The following is a 16,889-nucleotide window of genomic DNA, read 5'->3' on the forward strand; positions in this document are numbered from 1 at the left end:
AGGTCAATGGCCTAGACCATTCTTTTGCAGCTAGCCCCTATCCCCACAAAATGGATGCCATGACTCCTGAAATGGTACGCCAGTTTTGGTCTTTGGTCAGCGAGATTGGCAGGCCAGATTGGCTCACAAAACGCGATGACGACTTGGTGAATCTGCTTCTGAGCGCCTGCCAGAGAAAACATGTCCTCAGCAGTGTCGATGCCTCGGTGCTCAATCGCTACATCAGCATTCGCTTGCCCTTGATTCGCGATATCCTCGTTGAGTGAACGACTCCCGGCACTCATCTTCGTTGAGTAAACACAATTCACAAATACAGTGCGGGGCTTCCCGCCGATTAAGCTAAACCGAGAGAGGACAAGGCTTTCCCAATCATGCTGACCGCGCAAATCACCTTGCTGGTCTATGGAGCACTGCTTCTAGTGGGCGGAGTAATTGGCTACGTGAAAGGCAAAAGCTCTAAGTCTTTCATCGCGGGACTGGTTGGGGCTGTACTCAGTGGAGTGAGCCACTGGCTGCTGGGGGTGGATCCCCGCTGGGGGCTGGGCCTAGGCTTGGGGACAACGGTGTTGGGATCTGTCGTCTTCGCCCTGCGCTATCGCAAAACCCGAAAGGTTATGCCCGCCGGCTTGATGGTGATCCTGAGTTTGGGAGCGGCTGTCCTCCTGGGATTGAGCCTTGCATCGGCCTAGGCGACTTCTGGTCACGCTGCTGGGTCAGAGTCGATTAAACATTCGATGTGGTCGATCTTCAGCTCTCGCCCCGAGCGAATCTCTTCCATCGGGGATCCACAGTGGGGGCAAGCGTAGCGACGGCCCATTTCTGGCTTGTACTCTTGGCCACAGGGATGGCAATAAGCAATCAGCGGTGTTTCCCGGATGATTAACTGGGATCCCTGCAGGAAAGTGCCCTGGGTTTGGGCAGCATAGGCAAATTGCAGGCTGGCCGGCTCCACGCAGGTAAACTGTCCCACCACCAGATGCACCCGGGCGATCTGGGGCTGCCCGGGCTGACTTTGCCACCAGTCGCGCAGCGTTTGGATCAAGGCGCGCGTCATGTCGGTTTCATGCATCCCCTACCTCCAGTCGCCGACCATTTCCGGTGTCGCCTCCGGGTGGATGTAGGCAGGCTTTTCCCGGCGCGGCAGTTGTCCGGATACCACCAAGTGGGCCAGCGTATCGCAAATCACTCGGGTGGCCATCAGGGCTGTGATGTCGCTGATATCGTAAGGGGGAGAAACTTCCACCACTTCTAGGCCACAGACGGGTGCTTCCCGGACAATGCGCTTGAGCAAGTAAAGGGCCTCCCGCGGCAGCAGCCCACCGGGTTCCGGCCAGCCGGTACCCGGCACAAAGCCGGCATCGATGCAGTCGATATCGAAGCTGATGTACACGCAATCGGTGCCGTCTAGGGCTTTTTCGAGGGCAAAATCGGCGGCTGCATCCAAGCCCATTTCGGTGATATCGGTAACGGTAAGGATATGAGTGGCCCGCTCCCGGCAGACCTTCACCCCTTGCCGGGGCACTTGCCAGCCGCCAATGCCCAGTTGCACGAGGTTGTGGGCAGGCGCATTGCGGATATTTGTGGCATGAAACCAAGGACAGGTGTGCATGCGCTCATCCAAGTCGGTTTCTTGGGTGTCCACGTGGCGGTCGAAGTGGATGATGCCCATTTTTTTGTCCCCCAGGTGCCGACAGATGCCGCGCACTGTGGGAAAGCCAATCGAGTGATCTCCGCCCAGGATAACGGGAAAAGCCCCAGACCCGAAAATATGAGCTACCCCTTTGGAGATTTGGTCGAAGGATTTTTCGTTGTTGGCCGGGATCGTAAAAATATCCCCGACATCGCAGAGGGTGATCTGCTCCCGCAAATCGACGCCAAACTCAAAGTTATAGGGTGTGTATAAAGCGGAAATGCGCCGGATCCCCTGCGGGCCAAAGCGGGTGCCGGGCCGATAGGTGGTGCCGGAATCGTGGGGTACGCCCACCACCGCCACATCGTATTCCCCAACCTTGCGCACATCCTCCAGGTATGGAGCCTTGAGAAAGGTATTGATGCCGGCATAGTGGGGCAATTCGCCCCGGGAAAAGGTGGGGATCGAGCGATCGCCGATACTGGCTGCCGCTTCTAGGCCAAACTCTAAGCCGCGACTCACCTCTTGCTGCCAGCCGGAGAGAGAAAGCCCCGCCTCCTTGGCCAGAGCGGCCTGGGCTTCGCTGGAAAAGTCGTTATTCGCGTTCGATTCGGTGGTCATAATGGGATCCCTCCTTTAGGTGGTGTATTCGGCGTTGATGCGCACGTAATCGTAGCTGAGATCGCAGCCCCAGGCCATGCCCTGGCCGGATCCCTGGTGGAGATCCACCGTGAAGGTTACCGGATCCCCCTTCAAGTACTCAGAAGCCGCCTGGCGATCAAAATTCAGGGGCATGCCCGCCTGCATAAGCAGAAAATCTCCCAAGCGAATCTCCAAGCAGCGGCTGTCAAAAGGGATCCCGGCCCGACCGGCGGCGGCGGCCACCCGTCCCCAGTTGGGGTCGTTGCCAAAGGCTGCCGCCTTTACCAAGGGAGAGCTGGCGATCACACGGGCCATCTGCCGAGCCGACCTGTCGTCGGGGGCGCCTTGGACGCGGATTTCCAGCAGCTTGGTCGCCCCCTCCCCGTCGCGGGCAATGGCCTTGGCCAGATGGACGCAAACTTGGTTGACCATCTCCGCCAAAGTTTGGGCGGCTGCTGTGCCGGCTTGAATAGCCGGGATCCCGCTCCGGCCATTGGCCAGGGCCAGGAGCATATCGTTGGTGCTGGTATCCCCATCCACGGTGATTTGGTTAAAGCTGAGGTCGGCAGCTTGCTGGAGGATCTGCTGCCACAGATGGGGATCTACAGCCGCGTCGCAGGTCAAGAAAGCCAGCATCGTGGCCAAGTTGGGATGGATCATGCCGGATCCCTTGGCAATGCCCCCCAGCCGGACGGTGTACCCGTCGATCTCGGCCTCTAGGGCAACGCTTTTGGTCACCAGGTCGGTGGTGAGGATGGCACGGGCAGCACTCTCCCCTCCTGCTGGCGAGAGGCTGTCGATCAGGCGGGGCAGGGCTGCCTCAATTTTGGCCATTTCCAATTGCCGCCCGATCACCCCCGTCGAGGCCGTGAGCACCTGTTGGGCCGGGATCCCCAACCGTTCTCCCACCCAGAGGGCCAGTTGGGCGTTGTTGCGTTCCCCTTCTTCTCCGGTACAGGCGTTGGCTTGGCCGGCATTGCAGAGAATAGCCTGCACCGGCTGCCCTTGGGCGAGGATCCCTTGGTTGTAGGTAACACAAGCGGCCTTGACCTGGTTGGTGGTAAAAACACCCGCCCCCACCGCCTCGCAGTCAGCAACGATCAAGGCCAGATCCGCAGCTCCTGAGGGCTTGAGGCCGGCGGCCACTCCAGCAGCTCGAAACCCTTGTGGGGCAGTGACGGCACCTTCAACCGGTTTAAATTGGGATCCCATGCGTTCCTCGGCCAGGTGAGGGTCGGCAATATCATAGCGGCTTGCGGCTCGGGTTTGGGTTCAGGGCAAGTTTTGCCTGAGAAACCTTCTGAAAACCCGTCCTGAGGGCAAAAGTTGTAGTTCTACTAACCAAGCAGAGGCGGCAGAGAGGGTTATTTTTAAAGTATGGGGTGTGCCTGTGTAACCTTCTCTCCTCTTTGCTGGATTTGCAAGGTACCCTCTTGTCCCCTCCCCTAGGAACTGCAAGCCATGCCTGCCCCTGTCATTACCCTTAGCCATGTCAGCAAGGCCTATGCCAATGGCACGGTGGCTTTGCAAGACATGAACATGACCATCCAAGAGGAGCAGTTTGTCAGCTTGGTGGGGCCATCTGGCTGTGGGAAAAGCACGGTGCTGCGGCTGATCGCAGGGCTGGGTGACCTAACCACCGGCTCTATCGAATGGGGGCAAAACACCTCCCAAGGAGAGCCCAAATTGGCCTTTGTGTTTCAGGAGCCGGCCCTCATGCCCTGGGCAACGGTGATGGACAACGTGCGCCTGCCCCTGAAGTTGGCCGGTGAGCCCAAGCCAAAAGCCGATCGAGATGTTCTGGAAGCTCTAGAACTGGTGGGCCTACGGGGGTTTGAGCGCCATTTTCCCCGCGAGCTGTCCGGCGGTATGCGCATGCGGGTTTCCATTGCTCGCGCCTTGGTAACCAAGCCGCAGGTGTTGCTGATGGACGAGCCTTTTGGTGCTTTGGACGAGATCACCCGCAGCAAGCTAAACAGCGAGCTGCTGGAGTTGTGGCAAGAAAAGCACTGGACGGTCATCTTTGTTACTCACAACATCTATGAGGCTGTCTATCTTTCCAACCGCGTGGTGGTGATGGCGGCTCGTCCGGGCCGGGTGGTAGCCGATATTCCCATCGATGCCCCCTATCCCCGCTCGGAAGAGTTTCGCACCTCAACCCTTTACAACGACTACTGCCGTGAAGTGTCGGCTCGTCTCCAGGAAGCCATGTATGGCGCGGCTCAGGAGCCTTATCTGCGTCCCCTCTCGGCCGGACGTTCGCGCTGACGGGATCCCTTCCTTGACGGTGTTCCCTGTTGTGTAGAGCCCCCTTCCTCATCAACCTCAGGATATGTTCGATGCTTTCCTCTCCCTTTTCAATTGGCTGTATCGCCGGCTGGGATCCCTTGGCGCGGCGGAGCGCTTGTCTCTGCCTTGGCCGGATTGGGCTCCGCCCAGGCTGACCGGAGCGGTTAGAGAACAACTCAGGTTCCAACCCACGGCTGCCGCTGCTGGGCCGAGTGCTGCGCCGGCAAAGGGGTTGGATCTGGGCCGCTGGTTCAATCTGGAGGTGATGGCCCCCGTTATTGTCGGGATCCTCTTTTTGGTGGGCTGGGAAGTGGCGGTGCGGGTGACAGGAATGCCCCACTATCTCTTGCCGGGGCCGATTTTGGTGGCGCAAACCCTTATCCGCGACTGGGGAACGCTTTTTCCTTCTCTGTTGATTACTCTGCAGATCACGGTGGTGGCCTTTTTGGCCGCCACCGTATCCGGGCTTGTGCTGGCGATTGTGTTCACCCAGAGCAAGTGGATCGAGCGCAGCTTTTTCCCCTATGCGGTGCTTTTGCAAACAACGCCCATTGTCTCCATCGCGCCGCTGATCATCATTTGGCTGCGCAACAACACCTTTGCCGCGATGGTGGTCTGCGCGTGGATTGTGGCTTTTTTCCCGATTCTTTCCAACACCACTCTGGGGTTGAACAGCGCCGATCACAACCTGCTCAACCTGTTTCAACTGTACAAGGCCAATCGTTGGCAAACCTTGATCTACCTGCGGCTGCCCAGCGCCATGCCCTATTTCATGGGGGGCCTGCGCATCAGCGGCGGCCTTTCTTTGATTGGGGCGGTGGTGGCGGAGTTCGTGGCTGGTACCGGTGGGCAGCGAGCTGGGATCGCCTACCAGATCTTGATCTCCAGCTTCAACCTGCAGGTGCCGCGCATGTTTGCAGCCTTGATCTTGGTTACCGGCTTGGGGATCCTGATCTTCATTTCCCTAAGCGCTTTATCGGAGAGGGTATTGGGCAAGTGGCACGAGAGCGCCATGCGCCGAGAGAATTGAACTGTGACATACTCCCGCACTCCTGCTGGCGCCTAGAGTGCAGGCTTTGCCAATAGTGACTCCTGCCATCGCAACCGGCTCCGCGCCGCTGCCGCTGTGGGTTGCTATCGAAGGGGGATGAACTCGGTGCGGCCAATGATTTGTTGGCCTTGATCCGAGAGGGCATAGTTGATGAAATCGGCCACCGCAGGGCTGGTTCTCTGAGGTGCTACCAAAAACACGTTGCGGGCCAGAGGATAGCGGCCACTTTGGATAGCCTCGCGGGTGGGCATCTGGCCGTCGATGGGCACCATCCTCACCGTTTGCTGGTTCTGCACCTGATCCACGGTGCTGTAGGTGATGCCGTCTTCTCCCAAAGCCCGCAGGAGAGGGGTGGTGACATCTTCGGTGGCGGTGGTGAAGTAGGGCGGGTTGTCGGGGGCAAAGGGCAGCCCCAGCAACACCAGCTCTTGGAAGACAGTGTAGGTGCCGCTCTGGGGGGCGCGGTTGAGAACGCGAATTGGGCGATCCGGGCCGCCCACCTGACTCCAGTTGGTGATCCGACCCTGGAAGATATCGGCCAATTGCTGCAGCGTCAGGCCGCCTTTGTAGGGGTTGTTCACCCCCACCGCCACCGCCAGGGCATCTTTGGCCACCGGGATCGCCTGCAAACCGGCCTGCACTTCGCTGGCATTGAGGGGGCGGGAGCTGGCGGCCATCTGGATGCGCCCTTCCATCAGGGCCTTGAGGCCGGCATTGGAGCCGTTGGGTTTGCCATCCGGGATCCCGTAGGTGAGGGGAATGCCGGGGTTGCGCTGGCTGTAGCCTGACTTCAAGGCCAAGACAAGGCGAACCATTGTGACGCTGCCATCCATCTGCAGCACCGCCGGGTTGGGCAGGGAAGTGTCCAGCTTAACCGGGCCGGCAGGCAGATTGGGGGCTTGCGCCTGGGGAAGGTTGGGTGCCGTCGGTGCCTGTGGCTGGGCAGCCGGAATCTGGCTGGGGACAGAAGGCACGTTCCCTCGATTCAGGAAAGAGTCAAGCAGGCCGGAGCGATAGGCATACCAGCCGCCTCCCCCCAGTATCGCCAGCAAAAGAATGTAAACAATCGGAGGCGGGCCAGAGCTTTGTGCGGTCATGGGATCCCCCCAGAGAAATTCGCAGTCCAGACATTATGAGACCTTCCCCCTCCGTTGTATCAATTGCCTGGGGAGATTGGGTAAGCGTCAGGTTAAGGGGCATCCCGTCCCACCTCGCGCAGCTCGATCACATCCGCGCGGGGATCCGCCTGCACGACTTCCAGTTCAATCCAAGCTGCTAGAGGAACCTGGCGTTCTAGGCGTACCGGCACCCGAAAAGCGATCTCATCCAGCAGGGCCAGCACCAGGTTTTCTTGCTCGCGCAGATAGCCCAAGACCAAGGCCCGCCAAATCTGCCCCGGTCGCTGGCGCAGGTACTCAATGCTCCAGTAGCGCTTGGACTTGCGCTCCACTTGAACCGCTTCTGCAGTGCCCGGCTCAATGGCCAGCAACAACTGCTGCACCTCGGCTTCGGTCAAGGGCAAGGGATCCCCGCGCAAGAAAGCCTTGATCTGGTAGTGGGCCACCAGATCCAGGTAGCGGCGAATGGGGGAAGTTACTTGACAGTAGGCATCGAGACCCAGCCCCGTATGTCGCCCCGGTTGGGTGGCCACCTCTGCCCGCGATAGACAGCGCATGATGGCAAAAGATCTCACCGGCCCCTGGGGATACAGATCCAAAACCTCCGGCGGGGGGAGCTCAGGGGCCGGCTGCAGGCGATAGGGCACCGGGATCCCGTTTTGGCAAGCAAAGCGAGCAGCCACCTCACCGGCCAGCACCATCATCTCCGCCACCATCTGCCGCGCCGGCGTATCCTCAATAACACGCAGGTGGGGGATCTCGTCCATGACCTTGATATCTTGCTCCGGCAGGCCGATCTGGATGGCCCCTTGAGCCAGGCGCCAGGCGTAGCGCCAGCGAGCGGCCCGGGCAATGGCCGTCAGTTGTGCCTCTGCCCCCAACTCCAGCATCTCGTCGGCATCGTCATAGGTGAGGCGGTAGTTGACCTTGATTTGGCTAAGGCAGATCTCGTAGTTGCGCACGACACCGTCGCATCCCAGCCGGATGCCGAAGCTGAGGGCAGGCCGCACCTCCCCCTGCACCAAGCTCATCAGGCCGGTGGACAGCTCCGGTGGAAACATCGGGATCACCCGCTCGGGCAAATAGACGCTGGTGCCCCGCCGGCGGGCCTCCAGATCCAAAGGATCCCCCCACTGTACCCAGCAACTGGGATCGGCAATGTGGATCCAGAGCTTGATCTCCTCATCCGACCAAAACTCGACGCTGAGGGCATCGTCGATATCGCGGGTGCTGGCGTCGTCGATGGTGTAGGTGTGGAGATGGGTGAGATCGCGGCGCAGATGGGGATCCAGGAAGGGAGGAGGGCCGCCCAGCAAAGTTTGGGTGTAGCGCTCCACCTCCTTGGGAAATTGGGTGGGGATCCCGGTGAGGCGCAGAGCCAGGTTCTCGTGGCGGCTCCACAGGCCCAGGGCCACCAGGGCGTCAAAGGCTCCTTGGGGAGTGTCGGGAAATCCCATCAGTTGCAGCAGTTGCGAGGCCCGTTCCCGATCCGAGGGGGTGAGGTTGTGGGAGAGATCCTCGTGGCTGCGAATGCTGGCCGCCGCTCCCTGCAGAGCTAGGCGCTCCAGCAGCTCCAGACGGGCTCGCTCCGCTGGGGTCCAAGTGTACTTTTGCCCAGGCTGGGCCACCGCTGCCCTTAGGCGGGCCTCAAACTCGGCCTGTTCCTGCTGCCGCTGCTGGGTAACGGCAATTTGATGGCGGATTTCCTTCACCTGCGCCGGGGTACGCGGCTCGTAGCCTTCCCCCTTTGCCTTAAAGTAGATGAAATCCTCACTCAAAAGGCGGTAAGCAGCATAAGTAGAGACCGGGGAATCGTCGGAAAACAACAACTGGGCCATCTCCGACAGGCTCAGGAGCCGGCGCTCCTCCTGAACCAATTCCCAGGCCAAAGCTAAGCTTTCGGGATCCAACTTCGCCTGCACCGCCTGCCAAAAGCCGGGAATGTCGGAAGCCGTGAAACTGGATCCCCCATTCAAGGCAAAGGTAATTTGGCGAGGGTGAACGCTGTGCACCTGCCCCGAAGCCACGCCCAGCAGTAGGTTCTTTTTGCCCTCGGTGCCCTGAACCACGGCTAACACACGGTCGTTATTGTGGCGAAACTCCACCAGCGTGCCCTTTTCCACCCTCTCTCCCCATGTCGGCTGTCGTTGAAGCGCAGGCTCTCCTCCATTTTCCACCAGCTCTGCCCGCCTGCCCACGCGGAAACCCCGGCCAGAAGACACGCAGACACGAGAACTGGCAATCTTTGCACATCAATACTTAAAGAGAATATGGGTATACGGTACTATGTATACATGAGACACCTATGGGATACAGGCCTTCCGGTAGATTGTGGTTACGTATTCCACACTGCGATTCCAAGGGAGGGGCAAGTTCTGACAAGTTTCTGGGATCAAGTTACCAATTGAGATCCCCAAATTGCGTAGAGATACTGTTGCCAGCATTTCTCAAGCATGTATTTTCCACTTCCATATGGTATTCTGAGCTCTGAGGGTAGGATACAGTTACCCCAGGCTGCTACTTAGTTAAGCTAGGGGTGTGCCATAGGAAGGCACCCATCGTGGTTTGTTTTCCCTAGACAAAGGTTAGGGAAGCAGATCCCTGCTTTTTCCCTCTTCTAGCGCTCAAAAGGTCAGCCGTGGACAACCCAAAGCGACTGTTGCTTGTCGATGACGATCCCAACCTGATCCTGCTGGTAAAGGACTACCTGGAGTTTCGCGGTTACGAGGTGGTGGCGGCGAGCAACGGTCAAGAAGGGTTAGAGGCGATGCGCCATTTCACGCCGGATTTGATCATCTGCGATGTGATGATGCCGGAGATGGATGGCTACACGTTTGTCCAGACCATTCGCTCCAACAGCGCGACGGACTGGATCCCGGTGATTTTTTTGTCGGCGCGCGGGCAAACGGCGGATCGGGTGCGCGGGCTCAATACGGGGGCAGATGTTTACCTGGTCAAGCCCTTTGAAGCGGAAGAGCTGGTGGCCCAGGTGGAGTCGGTTCTCAAGCACACGGAGCGCCTGTTGCAAATGCAAAGTGTCGGCATTCAGCCGGTCATCAAGCTGGAGCGGGAAATTGAGCTGACCCCGACGGAAACCAAGGTGCTCCAGCATGTGGCCAGGGGGATGTCCAACCGCGAGATTGCCGAGGTGATGGGGGTGAGCCAGCGCACCGTCGAAAGCCACGTCAGCAACATGCTGAGCAAAACTGGCTTGCACAACCGCACCGAGCTGGCCCGCTGGGCCATCGAAAGTGGTTTGGGCAGGGGCTGAGGGGCCACCGAGAGAACTTCTGCTGTCCAGTGGGGTGGGCGAGCTGTGGGCCTCACTGGGCGGCGGTGAAGGTGGCCAGGAGGATGGGGGATCCCTCAACTTTTCTGCCCTTGTCCGTCGTTTTGGCAGCAAACTGAAGAAAGTGAGGTAACCGGTCAGGGTGCCTCTGTCCACTACGGTCTAGAACCCATGGGATCCCGTTTACCGCGTCCGGCTCGGCCCATCCGCTCCGGCCACTACCCGGCCAAAGAGCTGTGCAGCCAGTGCGGCCTCTGCGATACCCGCTATGTCGCCTACGTCAAAGAAGCCTGTGCCTTCTTAAACCAGCAGTTTACCCACCTGGAAGAGCAAACCCACGGGCGATCCCGAGAGTCGCTGCGCTCAGAGTCGGCTGCCGTCAGCGACAGCGACTACTTCGGCGTCTACGAGGCAATGTACACGGCCCGCAGGCGGGATCCGATCCCGGGTGCCCAGTGGACGGGCATCGTCAGCAGCATCGGCATGAAGGCCCTCAGCAGCGGCCTAGTAGAAGGGGTGGTGTGCGTGCAGGCGGATCCCCAGGATCGCTTTCAGCCACGGACTGTCTTGGCGCGTACTCCGGAGGCGGTTTTGGCGGCGCGGGTTAACAAGCCAACCCTATCCCCCAATCTCTCCGTGCTGGAGCAGGTGGAGCAAAGTGGCCTCAAGCGCCTCTTGGTTATCGGGGTGGGCTGTCAGATCCAGGCTTTGCGGGCGGTGGAGAAAAAGTTGGGCCTAGAGAGGCTTTACGTGCTGGGCACGCCCTGTGTGGACAATGTCAGCCGCGCCGGCCTGCAGAAGTTTTTGGAAACCACCAGCCGCTCCCCGCAGACGGTGGTGCACTACGAATTCATGCAGGACTTCCACATCCACTTCAAACACGAAGACGGCTCGGTGGAAAAGGTGCCTTTTTTTGGCCTCAAGACCAAAGAACTCAAGGACGTATTTGCCCCCTCTTGCCTTACCTGTTTCGACTACGTCAACGGCCTGGCAGATCTGGTGGTGGGCTACATGGGATCCCCCTTTGGCTGGCAGTGGCTGCTGGTGCGCAACTGGCGCGGGCGGGAGCTCTTGGATCTGGTTTGGGAAGAGCTGGAAACCCAAGCGGTGATCTCGCAGGGATCCCGGCGGGCGGCAGTACAACAGGGGATCCAAGCCTACGAGCAGGCTCTGAGCCTGCCCATGTGGCTGGCTCGGATCCTGGGGGCGGCAATCCAGCGCTTTGGGCCGCGTGGCCTGGAATATGCCCGCTTTTCCATTGATTCCCACTTTGTCCGCAACTATCTCTACCTGCGCCGCCACTACCCCCACAAGTTGGAGCAGCATGTCCCTCCCTTTGCCCGGCGCATCGTAGAGCAGTACCAACTCCCCTCTCCCTAAGGGAGAGGGGTTGGGGGTGGTCGCGTTAGCGGCGCGGAGCGCTTGGGCAACTCCCTAAGGGAGAGGGGTTGGGGGTGGTCGCGTTAGCGGCGCGGAGCGCTTGGGCAACTCCCTTGGGGAGAGAGGCTGGGGGTGGTCGCGTTAGCGGCGCGGAGCGCTTGGGCAACTCCCTTGGGGAGAGGGGTCGGGGGTCAGCAATAGCGGATCCCGGCTTCCGCCCAGCGGTCGATGGCCTGGCCCAAGCGCTCGCAATCGGCAATCAGGCTAATTCGCACATAGCCTTCCCCCCCTTCCCCAAAGGCGTTGCCGGGGGTTACGACCACGCCCGTAGATTCCAGCACCCGCAGGGCAAACTCCGTCGATCCCTCAGGAGTGCCATCGGCAGTGCGGGGGGTCGGGATCCAGAGGTACATTGTTGCCCGCGGCGGCTCAATCTGCCAGCCCAGCTCCGCCAGGCGGCTAATGAGATAGTCGCGCCGGCGGCGGTAGCGCTCCTGCACCTGCTGTAGGTAGCTCTCTGGCAGGGCCAAAGCCGTCTCGGCCGCCTTTTGCAGTGCGCCAAAAATGCCGTAGTCGAGGTTGGTTTTCAGGGTGCGCAGGCTCTGGATGATCTGGCGGTTGCCCACCACAAAGCCCACCCGCCAGCCGGCCATGTTGTAGGTTTTGGAGAGGGTGTGGAACTCCACGGCCAAGTCCTTGGCGCCGGGGATCTGCAGCAGGCTGGTGGGCCGATAGCCGTCAAAGGCCAGCTCCGCGTAGCACAGGTCGTGCACCAGAATCAGCTCATAGCGGTGGGCAAAGGCCACCACTTCTTCAAAAAAAGAGCGGGGCGCCACCGCCGCCGTTGGGTTGTTGGGGTAGTTGAAGTAGAGCACCCGCGCCTGCTTGGCCACCTCCGGCGGGATCTCCTGCAGGTCAATTAGCCACTCCTTCTCGGGGCGTAGCAGCAGCGGGTAGATCTGCCCGCCGGCAATCATGGGCCCGCGAAAATGGGCCGGGTAGGCGGGGCTGGGCACCAGCACCAGATCCCCCGGATCCACGTAGGCCAAGGCCAGGTGGGTCAGGCCCTCTTTGGATCCCAAAAGAGGCAGCACCTCCCCATTGGGATCCAGCTCCACCCCGTAGCGGCACCGGTACCAATCGGTGATCGCCTGGCGGAAGCTGGCCGTGCCCTCGAAGGGAGGGTAGCCGTGGTGGACGGGATCGGCGATGGCCGCCTGGGCCGCCTCCACCACCGGCTGGGGGGTGGGCCCATCGGGGTTGCCCATGCCCAGATCGATCAAATCTAGCCCCTGCTGGCGGGCGCGGGCCTTCAGCTCATCCAAGCGGGCGAAGACGTAGGCAGGCAGCTTGTTCAAGCGTTGGGCGGGGACGAGAGCGCGGTTCATACAAATAGAAAGGCAAGCCGACACCTGGCTCACTTGGGGTTAACTGCACAGCTTACCGCCAGACCCGCACCTGAAGCAATGCGAAGCAGGGCCGAGCTTGGGTATCCGGGATCCCAAAGGCTAGGATAGAAATCTAAGTTCGGTTTTGTGGCAAGGCAGAGCAGTGGCTTTACCCCTTGTGGCCGTTGTGGGTCGCCCCAACGTGGGCAAATCCACCCTCGTCAACCGCCTGGCGGGGGTGCGTTCCGCCATTGTCCACGATGAGCCGGGCATCACGCGGGATCGCCTCTACCAAGAGGTGGAGTGGAACGGGCGCCGCCTGCAGGTGGTGGATACCGGCGGCCTGGTCTTTGGCGACGACAGCGAGTTCTTGCCCCACATCCGCCAGCAGGCCATGGCGGCGATGGCGGAGGCGCACGCTGTGATCTTTGTGGTAGATGGCCGTGAGGGACTGACCCCCGCCGATCGGGAAGTGGCCGATTGGCTGCGCAAACAACCCCTGCCGGTGGTGGTGGCCGTCAACAAGTGCGAGTCGGGGCAACTGGGCCTGGCCCAGGCGGCGGCTTTTTGGGAGTTGGGGCTGGGGGAGCCGATCCCCTGTTCCGCCATCCACGGCAACGGGGTGGCCGAGCTGTTGGAGGCGGTGCTGCCCCATTTGCCTGAGGTAGACGAAGCTGCAGCAGCAGCGGATCCCATCGCCGTGGCCATTGTCGGCCGGCCCAACGTGGGCAAGTCCAGCCTGCTCAACCGCCTGGTGGGATCCCAGCGGGCCATCGTCAGCCCCATTGCCGGCACCACCCGCGATGCCATCGATACCGTCGTTACCTGGGAAGGGCAGCCCTACCGTCTCATCGACACCGCCGGGATCCGCAAAAAAAACCGGGTGGAATATGGAGTGGAGTTTTTCAGCATCAACCGCGCCTTCAAAGCCATCCAGCGCTCGGACGTGGTGCTGCTGGTCATTGACGCCCTCGAGGGAGTGACCGAGCAGGATCAGCGGTTGGCCGGCCGCATCGAAGAAGAAGGCCGCGCCTGTATCGTCGTCGTCAACAAGTGGGATGCCGTCGAAAACAAAGATACCTACACCCTCAACGAGTTCACCCGCGAGATTCGCGACAAGCTTTACTTTATCGACTGGGCGCCGCTGCTGTTCATCAGCGCCCTCACCGGGCAGCGCACCCACAAGATCTTTGCCCAGGTGAATACGGTGGTGGCCGCCCATCGCAAGCGCATCGCCACCGCCGTGGTCAACGAGGTGCTCCAGGATGCCCTCGCCTGGCAATCGCCCCCCGCCAACCGCCAGGGCAAGCAGGGCAAAATCTACTACGGCACCCAAGTGGCGGAGCAACCTCCCACCTTTCTCCTGTTTGTCAACGATCCCGATCTCTTCAAAGACAACTACCGCCGCTACTTGGAAAAGCACTTCCGGCAAAACCTCGACTTCACAGGCACCCCCATTCGCTTTCGTTGGCGCGGCAAAGCCGAGCGCCTCGTGGGACGGGCAGTGCAAAAATTAGAGGGATCCCTGGCCTCTCGTTAGGCCCTCTGGAGGACGGAGCTCTATTCTGAAAGCCTATGGCTGTGGATCCCAACGTCAAAACCCTGGTGGAGAATCGTCGCGCCCGCTTCGAGTACGAAATCTTGGAGACCTACGAAGCCGGGCTGCAACTGACCGGCACAGAGGTGAAATCGATACGGGCGGGCAAAGCCAACTTACAAGACGCTTTTGCCCTCTTTCGCGATGGCGAGGCCTGGCTGCACAACCTGCACATCTCCCCCCATGGCACCGCCAGCAAGGTGTTCAACCACGATCCCACCCGCCGCCGCAAGCTGCTGCTGCACCGCCGCGAGATCGACCGGCTGCGGGGCCTGGTGGAGCAAAAGGGCCTGACCGTGGTTCCCCTCAAGCTGGTGCTCAACCGCGGCTGGATCAAAGCCCATCTGGGCGTGGCCCGCGGCAAAAAGCTCCACGACAAGCGGCAGGCCATTAAAGAGCGGCAAACCCAGCGAGAGATCCAGCGAGAGCTCAAGGGGCGCTAAGGCCCGCCAAGCTTCCGGCAGCTTCCAATGGGGTGGCCAGCGGGGCAGCCTAGGCGATCCCAAATGCCGCTGGAGCCCTTCGTTGCAGCGATTTCCAGTTTTCCCCTCCCTTGGGCAGAGAGGCTGGGGGTGAGGAATCCTCCGATAGGCTTGGAAGCAAAATCCAACTCGGTCGGCTGCAGGGGGAGGGAAGGAGCCGCCGCCAGCAAGTTCTAGGCACCAGGGAGGGGGAAGAAGCGGTCGGTGGTTTTCACCCGCTCACACCAGGCGCGGATGTTGGGGAAGGGTTTGAGGTCGAACCCACCTTGCTCCGCCACGTGGGTGTAGGTAAAAAGGGCCAGATCTGCAATCGTGTAGCGGTTGCCCACGAAAAACGCTTTCCCCTGCAAATGGCCCTCCATGATCTCCAAGGCCTCTGTGCCGGATTTGAGGTTCTGGGCAATCAGCTCGGCGTGGGCCTCGGCTTGTCCAGCCCGCACCAGGAAGCGGGTGGTGGCAATGTAGCGGGCAATGCGGGTTTGTTCAAAAAATAGCCACTTCAAGATCTCGGCCCGTTCCAACTTGTTTTGGCCGTAGAGGGGGGTGTCTTCTGCCAGGTAAACCAAGATCGCGGCAGACTCGGCCAGGACGGTCCCGTCTTCCAGCTCCAAAGCCGGGATCTGGCCCAGAGGGTTCTTGGCCAGGTACTCGGGGCGGCGATTTTCTCCGACCCTAGAATTGACTTCAACCGTCTCGTAGGGGATCTGCAACTGCTTGAGCAGCAGCTCTACTTTGTAGCAGTTCCCAGAAGTTGGGATCCCGTACAGTCGCAACATTGTCGTTAACCTCACCCCAAAACGCCCAATATAACGCTCAATATAAAAACTCCGTATAAAAACTCCGTATAGAGACTCCGTTGAGCTGCAGGGGCTTTGCTATCCAGGCTGACGCAAGAATTCCGGCCAGAATCCAGCATCGTGGTCTATAAACCAGCCCCATCGAGACGCTCCCTGCCGCCGGCGCTGCTCCCAGAGGAGAGTCTACATTTCGGCGCTAGGGGGGCATAGCCCTATAGCCCAAGTCGCGCAGGAGGTGCTCGGAGCGCCGCCAGTGGGGCCGCACCTTGACGAACAGCTCCAGGTAGACCTTGCCCAGGATCAGCTTTTGAATCTGTAGACGGGCGGCCTGGCCGATCTGCTTGAGCCTTTCCCCGCCTTTGCCGATGAGGATCCCTTTTTGCGAGTCCCGCTCCACGTAGAGGGTGGCCAAGATGCGGGTGACGGTGGGGGTTTCTTCCACCTGGTCGATGGTCACGGCCACCGAATGGGGCACTTCCTCGCGGGTATGCAGCAGCACCTGTTCGCGGATCAGCTCTGCCATAATGAACCGCTCCGGCTGATCCGTCACCAAATCCGGCGGGTAGTAGTAGGGGCCGGTGGGCAGCAGATCGATGGTGGCCTGGATGAGGGGCGCCAAACTGCCGGGATCCAGCGCCGACACCCAGATGACAGGGGCACCGGGGCGCAGGGCTTGGTAGCTCTCTTGGTGGGCCTGGCGCGCGGCAGACTCTTTGGGCAGTAGATCCACTTTGTTGCAGACGAGGATGCAGGGGGTAGCAGCAGGGATCCGCTCGGCGATGAAAGTGTCCCCACGTCCCGCCGGCACCGAGCCATCCACCACGAAGAGGATCACGTCCACTGCGGCAATGGCAGCCTGGGCGTTGTGCACCAAGATCTCCCCCAGGCGATGATGGGGCTTGTGGATGCCGGGGGTATCCACCCAGATGATCTGGGCTTGCGGCAAGGTGAGGATCCCTTGCAGCCGGTTGCGGGTGGTCTGGGCCACGGGAGAAGTGATGGCGATCTTCTGGCCCACCAAAGCGTTCAGCAGGGTGGACTTGCCCACATTGGGCCGCCCGATCAGCGCCACAAACCCCGACTTAAAGCCCGGCGGGGCAACTGGAAGCGCATCGGCGACGCGAGAGGGCTGCGGTTCAGCGGGCGCTTTTCCCTGAGGGCCAGCAGGGGTTTCTTGGCTCTGCGCTCGTAGCTCTTCTTCAGCCATGGCCTTCCCCAGCCTTTGT

At 60.5% G+C, this 16,889-nt stretch carries 16 protein-coding genes; 8 read left to right on the top strand and 8 right to left on the bottom strand.

Translation table 11 applies throughout. The features are described from left to right. Window positions 1-59: 59 nt before the first annotated feature. Entirely contained in the window at window positions 60-266 is a 207-nt protein-coding gene (locus NW862_RS01535; protein ID WP_414335497.1) for a hypothetical protein, read from the top strand. A 105-nt stretch (window positions 267-371) separates the two neighbouring features. After that, window positions 372-689, top strand: coding sequence for a TMEM14 family protein (locus NW862_RS01540; RefSeq protein ID WP_414347896.1), 318 nt, complete (start codon window positions 372-374; stop codon window positions 687-689). Window positions 690-700: 11 nt separating this feature from the next. Here the strand turns inward: NW862_RS01540 and hypA are convergent, their stop codons facing one another. The 3 genes from hypA to argJ are packed head-to-tail and all read right to left on the bottom strand — an operon-like array spanning window position 701 to window position 3,484. Beyond that, the gene (hypA, locus tag NW862_RS01545; protein ID WP_414347894.1) at window positions 701-1,069 is read right to left on the bottom strand and encodes a hydrogenase maturation nickel metallochaperone HypA; all 369 of its coding nucleotides are present in this window, start codon (window positions 1,067-1,069) and stop codon (window positions 701-703) included. Between the two features lie 3 nt (window positions 1,070-1,072). Beyond that, on the bottom strand, window positions 1,073-2,251 hold the full coding sequence (gene speB / locus NW862_RS01550; RefSeq protein ID WP_414347891.1) for an agmatinase: 1,179 nt from the start codon (window positions 2,249-2,251) through the stop codon (window positions 1,073-1,075). 15 nt (window positions 2,252-2,266) lie between these two features. Next, the gene (gene argJ, locus NW862_RS01555; RefSeq protein WP_414347946.1) at window positions 2,267-3,484 is read right to left on the bottom strand and encodes a bifunctional glutamate N-acetyltransferase/amino-acid acetyltransferase ArgJ; all 1,218 of its coding nucleotides are present in this window, start codon (window positions 3,482-3,484) and stop codon (window positions 2,267-2,269) included. A gap of 249 nt (window positions 3,485-3,733) precedes the next feature. Between argJ and NW862_RS01560 the strand changes: the two genes are divergently transcribed. Further along, window positions 3,734-4,540, top strand: a complete 807-nt coding sequence (locus NW862_RS01560; RefSeq protein ID WP_414333849.1) for an ABC transporter ATP-binding protein — start codon at window positions 3,734-3,736, stop codon at window positions 4,538-4,540. 64 nt (window positions 4,541-4,604) lie between these two features. Further along, complete coding sequence (locus NW862_RS01565; protein WP_414333848.1) at window positions 4,605-5,591, top strand: ABC transporter permease; 987 nt, start codon at window positions 4,605-4,607, stop codon at window positions 5,589-5,591. 104 nt (window positions 5,592-5,695) lie between these two features. On the opposite strand, the gene NW862_RS01570 is transcribed toward NW862_RS01565, so the two are convergent. Beyond that, window positions 5,696-6,709, bottom strand: coding sequence for a phosphate ABC transporter substrate-binding protein (locus NW862_RS01570; RefSeq protein ID WP_414333846.1), 1,014 nt, complete (start codon window positions 6,707-6,709; stop codon window positions 5,696-5,698). A gap of 92 nt (window positions 6,710-6,801) precedes the next feature. Then, window positions 6,802-8,853 carry a ribonuclease catalytic domain-containing protein gene (locus NW862_RS01575; protein ID WP_414333844.1) on the bottom strand — a complete coding sequence of 684 codons (2,052 nt, stop codon included), beginning with the start codon at window positions 8,851-8,853 and terminating at the stop codon, window positions 6,802-6,804. A 515-nt stretch (window positions 8,854-9,368) separates the two neighbouring features. Here NW862_RS01575 and NW862_RS01580 point away from each other — a divergent pair. Together NW862_RS01580 and NW862_RS01585 are read left to right on the top strand one after the other, a co-directional pair. After that, the gene (locus NW862_RS01580) at window positions 9,369-10,001 is read left to right on the top strand and encodes a response regulator transcription factor (RefSeq protein ID WP_414333842.1); all 633 of its coding nucleotides are present in this window, start codon (window positions 9,369-9,371) and stop codon (window positions 9,999-10,001) included. A 189-nt stretch (window positions 10,002-10,190) separates the two neighbouring features. Continuing rightward, complete coding sequence (locus NW862_RS01585; protein WP_414333841.1) at window positions 10,191-11,399, top strand: Coenzyme F420 hydrogenase/dehydrogenase, beta subunit C-terminal domain; 1,209 nt, start codon at window positions 10,191-10,193, stop codon at window positions 11,397-11,399. A 191-nt stretch (window positions 11,400-11,590) separates the two neighbouring features. Here the strand turns inward: NW862_RS01585 and NW862_RS01590 are convergent, their stop codons facing one another. After that, entirely contained in the window at window positions 11,591-12,787 is a 1,197-nt protein-coding gene (locus NW862_RS01590; RefSeq protein WP_414333839.1) for an aspartate aminotransferase, read from the bottom strand. A gap of 163 nt (window positions 12,788-12,950) precedes the next feature. Here NW862_RS01590 and der point away from each other — a divergent pair, with 163 nt between their 5' ends. Beyond that, window positions 12,951-14,327 (top strand): ribosome biogenesis GTPase Der, encoded by a 1,377-nt coding sequence (gene der, locus NW862_RS01595; RefSeq protein ID WP_414337928.1) that lies wholly within the window; start codon window positions 12,951-12,953, stop codon window positions 14,325-14,327. A 35-nt stretch (window positions 14,328-14,362) separates the two neighbouring features. After that, window positions 14,363-14,827, top strand: coding sequence for an SsrA-binding protein SmpB (smpB, locus tag NW862_RS01600; RefSeq protein WP_414333835.1), 465 nt, complete (start codon window positions 14,363-14,365; stop codon window positions 14,825-14,827). Between the two features lie 212 nt (window positions 14,828-15,039). On the opposite strand, the gene NW862_RS01605 is transcribed toward smpB, so the two are convergent. Then, a complete protein-coding gene (locus NW862_RS01605) occupies window positions 15,040-15,642 on the bottom strand; it encodes a glutathione S-transferase family protein (protein ID WP_414426854.1) in 603 nt (200 codons plus the stop codon). A 217-nt stretch (window positions 15,643-15,859) separates the two neighbouring features. After that, window positions 15,860-16,870: a GTPase Era gene (gene era / locus NW862_RS01610; protein WP_414368677.1), complete on the bottom strand. Its 1,011-nt coding sequence runs from the start codon at window positions 16,868-16,870 to the stop codon at window positions 15,860-15,862. Window positions 16,871-16,889 lie beyond the last annotated feature (19 nt).

The sequence above is a fragment of the Synechococcus sp. H55.8 genome (assembly GCF_047462375.1).
Lineage (GTDB): Bacteria > Cyanobacteriota > Cyanobacteriia > Thermostichales > Thermostichaceae > Thermostichus.

Coding starts and splice junctions, on each gene's coding strand:
- NW862_RS01535 (WP_414335497.1), top strand. CDS start 60: ATGACTCCTGAAATGGTACGCCAGTTTTGGTCTTTGGTCAGCGAGATT.
- NW862_RS01540 (WP_414347896.1), top strand. CDS start 372: ATGCTGACCGCGCAAATCACCTTGCTGGTCTATGGAGCACTGCTTCTA.
- hypA (WP_414347894.1), bottom strand. CDS start 1,069: ATGCATGAAACCGACATGACGCGCGCCTTGATCCAAACGCTGCGCGAC.
- speB (WP_414347891.1), bottom strand. CDS start 2,251: ATGACCACCGAATCGAACGCGAATAACGACTTTTCCAGCGAAGCCCAG.
- argJ (WP_414347946.1), bottom strand. CDS start 3,484: ATGGGATCCCAATTTAAACCGGTTGAAGGTGCCGTCACTGCCCCACAA.
- NW862_RS01560 (WP_414333849.1), top strand. CDS start 3,734: ATGCCTGCCCCTGTCATTACCCTTAGCCATGTCAGCAAGGCCTATGCC.
- NW862_RS01565 (WP_414333848.1), top strand. CDS start 4,605: ATGTTCGATGCTTTCCTCTCCCTTTTCAATTGGCTGTATCGCCGGCTG.
- NW862_RS01570 (WP_414333846.1), bottom strand. CDS start 6,709: ATGACCGCACAAAGCTCTGGCCCGCCTCCGATTGTTTACATTCTTTTG.
- NW862_RS01585 (WP_414333841.1), top strand. CDS start 10,191: ATGGGATCCCGTTTACCGCGTCCGGCTCGGCCCATCCGCTCCGGCCAC.
- NW862_RS01590 (WP_414333839.1), bottom strand. CDS start 12,787: ATGAACCGCGCTCTCGTCCCCGCCCAACGCTTGAACAAGCTGCCTGCC.
- smpB (WP_414333835.1), top strand. CDS start 14,363: ATGGCTGTGGATCCCAACGTCAAAACCCTGGTGGAGAATCGTCGCGCC.
- NW862_RS01605 (WP_414426854.1), bottom strand. CDS start 15,642: ATGTTGCGACTGTACGGGATCCCAACTTCTGGGAACTGCTACAAAGTA.
- era (WP_414368677.1), bottom strand. CDS start 16,870: ATGGCTGAAGAAGAGCTACGAGCGCAGAGCCAAGAAACCCCTGCTGGC.